Consider the following 5,829-nt stretch of genomic DNA (forward strand, 5'->3'; position numbering starts at 1 on the left):
AACGAATTGTTTTTATATGGTATACATTGACAAATAATATATTTTTTTAAATTAAAGGGAAGTAAAATCAATTAACCGGTATAAACAACGAATCAAAACCACATAAATAATTGTGATTAAAAATGTTATACATTAATTATTGTTTGTCTTCAATTTTTTGGGGTTTAAATTTCATAAAGGAATGAAAATTGATCGCTGCAATAAAAGAAGGCATCGAAAAAGTTAAATGGACATAGAGGCCTATTATTCAATATAATATATGTGTTAAAGTAAAATGAAAATAAAAAAATATTTATTCATTGTTTTGTCCTTTTGGATTTCCAATATATGGGCTGGTCCTATAAAGGCAACAAAATCAAAGCAAAGCATGGATGAGTTCGTTGGTAATCTGATGTCAAAAATGACAGTAGATGAAAAAATAGGGCAATTGAACTTATCCGGTGCGGGCTATGTCGTTGCCGGACAGGAAATGAACAGCGATATTGCGAAATCCATTTGCAAAGGGCAGGTGGGAGGGATACTCAGTTTAAAGGGATTAAACACCATACGTGAGCTGCAGACGGTAGCTGTAAAAAAAAGCAGGCTGAGCATTCCCCTTTTGTTTGGCCTGGATGTTATCCATGGTTATGAAACTACCTTTCCCATTCCTCTTGCAATGTCGTGCAGCTGGGATATGGATGCGATTGAAAAGGCCGCACGTATCGCTGCTATTGAAGCCAGTGCAAACGGAATATGCTGGACTTTCAGCCCGATGGTGGACATTTGCCATGACGGGCGCTGGGGCAGGATTGCTGAAGGGGCAGGGGAAGATCCTTTTCTGGGCGCTGCTGTCGCTACTGCGCTGGTTAAAGGATATCAGGAGGATTTTTCATCAAATACCGATATCATGGCCTGTGTGAAACATTTTGCCTTATATGGCGCAGCCGAAGCCGGACGCGATTACAATTTGGTAGATATGAGCAAAACCAGGATGTTTAATGAATATTTTCTTCCTTATAAAGCAGCTCTGGATGCAGGAGCAGGCAGCGTAATGACATCTTTCAACACCATTAACGGCATACCTTCTACCGCCAACAAATGGCTGCTTACCGACTTATTGAGAAATCAATGGAATTTCAAGGGATTTGTGGTAACCGATGCCACGGCCATAGCAGAACTTATCAATCACGGGATGGGCAGCAATATGCAAGAAGTTTCGGCTCTTGCGCTAAATGCTGGTGTTGATATGGATATGGGGTCTCAGGGATTCGTTAACACCCTTAAACAATCCCTTAACGAAGGGAAAATCAATGAAGATGAAATAAACAATGCATGCCGGCATATCTTGGAAGCCAAATATAAATTAGGTTTATTTGGAAACCCATATAAATACTGTGATGTCAACCGTTCCATGAAAGATACCGGTACCCAGGAGCATCGTGCATCAGCCAGGAAATTAGCGACAGAAAGCTTTGTGTTGTTGAAAAATGAGAACAATCTGTTGCCCTTGCAGCGTAAAGGAACGATTGCCGTGATCGGGCCTTTGGCCGATGCATCCAATAATATGGTCGGTACCTGGAGTGTAGCGAAGAACGGGAAATCCTTAATTGAAGGTCTAAAACAAACCGCCGGCAACGACGTGAAAATTCTTTATGCAAGAGGCTGCAACCTGACTAATGATGAAAAATTTCAGGAAAGGGAAACAATTGGTAGTCCGCTTTACCGGGACAATCGCAGTAAAGAGGAGATGTTAAAGGAGGCTTTAGAGGTGGCCGGTAAATCAGATATTATCATTGCTGCTTTGGGAGAGTCTGCCGGTATGAGCGGTGAAAGCAGCAGCCGTTCGGACCTAAGAATGCTTGACGTTCAGCAGGAATTGCTGGAAGCATTATCAAAGACTGGGAAACCTATAGTGTTAGTCCTTTTCAACGGGCGTCCATTGGTACTTAAATGGGAAAAAGAAAATATTCCAGCCATTCTGGATGTATGGTTTGGTGGAAGTGAAGCTGCATTGGCTATTGGTGATGTTCTTTTCGGAGATGCAAATCCTAGCGGAAAACTAACGGCATCATTCCCGCAGAATGTAGGACAACTCCCATATTCCTACAATCATCTGAATACGGGACGCCCTCTCGAAAAGGGACAATGGTTCCGGAAGTTCCACAGTGAATATCTGGATGTCAGCAACGACATGCTTTTTCCCTTTGGTTTTGGTTTAAGCTATACCAGTTATCAATATAGTGATATGAGGCTTAGTTCACCCGCGTTGAACGCTGACGGATCAATTATGGCAAGCATTACTGTAACAAATACCGGGAAAAGGGACGGTGATGAAATCGTACAGATGTATTTGCAGGATGTGGTCGGAAGCATATCCCGCCCGGTTAAAGAATTAAAAGGTTTTAAACGAATACATTTGAATGCCGGAGAATCAAAACAGATAAATTTTACCATAACATCAGACTTGCTCAAATTTTACAACGATAAATTACAATTAATTGCAGAACCGGGAGAATTCCGGGTCATGATCGGACCTGACAGCGAAGACTATCAATCACAGTCGTTTAAATTGGAATAAAATATAAGCAGGCGGGTGTTCAATATTTTTAGGACACCCGCTTTGTAATCTTACTGAAATCAATTCCTGATATTTAATCCTGCGAAAGCTGAATTTTCTTTTTTTGAAAGCCTCATAACGGATTTGCTAACATTTTCAACCGCTGAAGTTAAGTTTAAAAATTCATATTTGTGAAATAATGAAATAAGGAAAACACAGAGAAAAAGCGCTTAAGGAACGCATCCAGATTATGTATAGAACATAAAAATATATTCAAATTAATAGACTTTTTATTATAATACACTTATTTTTAAATTTTAATAATTTGATGTGAATCAGATCTGAATAGGAATGTAGTATAAATGAAAACTTATAACTGTATTTGTCTTTTGTTTGGGCTGTTGTTTCTGAGTATATCCCAGAATGTTGTATCCCAAAATAAAAATATCCTGAGGATTGGCAATGAAAAATGGCAGGCAACGATAGATGGGAAAGAGGGGAAGTTGATTTCGTACCGGCAGTATTTGAATAATAAATGGGAATATATTCCTTTCCGGACAGATAGTATGGGCGGGATTGCCTTTGAAGGTGTTCATCTGCATCCGGCTAAGGAGCCCTTCTCTTTTTGCGGGAAGAAAGGGGATATTGAATTTCAACTTACTTATAACAAGGCAAATGACCATTTGATTGTAAGATGTTCTGTGGCAAACCAGGGTAAATCCACCTATACTCCTGAACGTCTCAGGTTGATTTTAGGAATTAATTCGGAAATGCGCAGTTATCCTGACTGGGACAAGAAATTTTTCCCAACTCTGCTACGTTGTGAAAAAAATTTTGCATGGGGATATTTTATGTCTCCCCGGCAAGTGGTTTTCGGAGTAGGTGTGGAAGAACCGGTTGCTTCTTATGGCCTGAACTATATCTATGAAGGTATCAAACAATGGAGATGGGGACATCAGATATTAACGGCCAGCCTGGATTTACTGCATGGTCTTCCTCTTCCGGCACGGCATCCTCAAAATTTAACCTCTTTGCCAGGCGGCGAAACAAAGACCTGGACCTTACATTTAGGGGGCATGGCACGTTTATCCTCTTTGAAAAAAGATTTATCAAGATGGATGAAGGCTCCGATGTTGGAAGCTGAAAGATATGTCCTGTCGCCGGGAGAATCTGCAAGAGTATCCATCTATTGCCCTCATGAAATTCACGAACTAATGCTTTTGTATCCTGACGGAACTTCCAAGGTTATTTCTACTCAAAAGGTATTAAAAGGATTTTTTCATGCGGAGTTTGTCCCCAGGCAAAAAGGGACATACCGTTTGGATGTTGAAGACTCTAATGGGAAAATAGCGGAAGGGCAGATATATGTGCACGAACCATGGTCATGGTATTTGGAAAAGGCCCGTGATTTCGTTGCTAAAAATCCTCCGTTCTTTGGGCCTTCCTGTGAAACATATTATGGATATTATGCTGGCTTTCTGGGGGCTCGGTATTTCCCGGATAAACGGGAAGATGATGGACTGGAAGGCCGTTTTCAACATACCCTGCCTTTAATTATTGATACTGCAACCGGTTTACCCCGTAGTAAAGAAGTACTTCCCAAAAGGGTACAAAATTTTTCTTCTTTAACGGGGATATTGGTTGATCTATGGAAGGCAACGGGGAAGTTGAAATATCTGGAACAGGCCTCTCGCGTCGGGGATTATCTGTGCTCGGACTCTATTCAGTGGGCGGACGGATCCTACCGTTCCGGGAAGGTCGATTATTCGGCTGTTATTTACCCTGCTAAATCAATGTGGGAATTGGCAAGTGCCGAAAAAATACTTTCTTCAAAAAACGGAATATGGAAGCAACGGTATGAACGTCATTCCCATTCCGCCATCAGGGCAGCAAATCATTTATCGAAATATTTGGACAATATTGAGACGGAAGGTGATATGACCTTCGAAGACGGAATGGTTACCTGCAGTGCTTTGCAAATGGCCTTAACCGGACTGAATGAAGACGACAGGGATATTCGCAATCGCTATGCCGCAGCTGCCCGCTATATGATGAATAAACATCAATGCCTGGAACAGCTTCAGATACCGGATTGCAGGATGCGTGGTGCTACACTTCGCTTTTGGGAGGCTTTAGACATTTATTTTTCACCCAATCAGGTAATGGATTCCCCTCATGGTTGGACGGCCTGGAAAATTTATGCCCTTTATTATCTCTATTTATTGACCGGAGATGAGCACTATCTGACAGATTTTATGGATACCTTAGGGGCTTGCATACAAGTAATGGATCTGACCGGGCACCTTCGTTGGGGATTTATTCCCGATCCCTACGTGAATGGCCGCCTATGTGTTCCGAAAACCGCTAACCCGCATGACTGGCAGACGAAGGATTCTATTGTCGGAGAACAATATCTGGAGATGATAAGCCCGTGGTTAAGGCCGGACAATGAAAATTCCATTTGCTTTTTCGGAGGAAGAGGTGGTAGCGGAGACAATACGGTTTATGAGATCTTTAAAGCAATGGAAGAATGTGTCTTAACGACAAGTTATGTCGTAGTTGAAAAAGATAAAAGGGTAAAGACCTGGAATTGTTCGGCCAAATGGGGGAAAGATGGTTCATTGTGCGTTATTCCTGCTGAAAAAATTATAGAAAGAATTCATCTGAATTGTATGACTAAGGTCGATATAAAAACAGTTTTATCCGGAAAATCCTTTAACAAAAAACAATTTAAGGGCATGGCCTGGCTGGGTAAAACTCCAGACCTGATTAACTAGTAGGGAATAATTCCCTTTATAGAAGTATAATTCCACCTAAGATTGTTGTTTATACCTTTAGGGGGATAATATAATAAATTGAAGTTTCGTGAATAGTATTTTAAGTTATAAATTATTCTAAAAAATAAAGTTGAATTATTTACGAAATATGATTAATATTCCGGTTTACTGGTTCTTGAAGAGTGGAAGAAGGGTTAATGATGGGCAACAGGAGCAATACAGACAGCAAAATGCATATAGGAATCAAAGCCTGTTGGTGTTGGAGGTTTTTTTTATGAAAATGTTGGGAGATTAATTATTGAATGAATTATCGTTTTATAAATCAAGGTTTCAACTTATGAAAATTATCTGTTATCTGTTTTGTATTTTTGTGATATTGTTATCATTCAAAAGCAACGTATCCATTGCAGCAAATAAAGATGAAGAAGGCTGGATATTAAGGTGCGATGATTATAATGGTGATTATACGGGAGCACCTGTTGCCAACGGGACGATAGGCATCCTGCCATGGAAAGA

General features: G+C 40.5%; 2 protein-coding genes. Both read left to right on the forward strand.

Going from position 1 to position 5,829, the window contains the following annotated elements:
* Positions 1 to 274: 274 nt before the first annotated feature.
* Entirely contained in the window at positions 275 to 2,557 is a 2,283-nt protein-coding gene (bglX, locus tag Q8907_11690) for a beta-glucosidase BglX (protein ID MDP4274930.1), read from the forward strand.
* A gap of 341 nt (positions 2,558 to 2,898) precedes the next feature.
* Entirely contained in the window at positions 2,899 to 5,313 is a 2,415-nt protein-coding gene (locus tag Q8907_11695) for a hypothetical protein (protein ID MDP4274931.1), read from the forward strand.
* Positions 5,314 to 5,829 lie beyond the last annotated feature (516 nt).

This window comes from Bacteroidota bacterium, from assembly GCA_030706565.1.
Taxonomy (GTDB): Bacteria; Bacteroidota; Bacteroidia; order Bacteroidales; family JAUZOH01; genus JAUZOH01.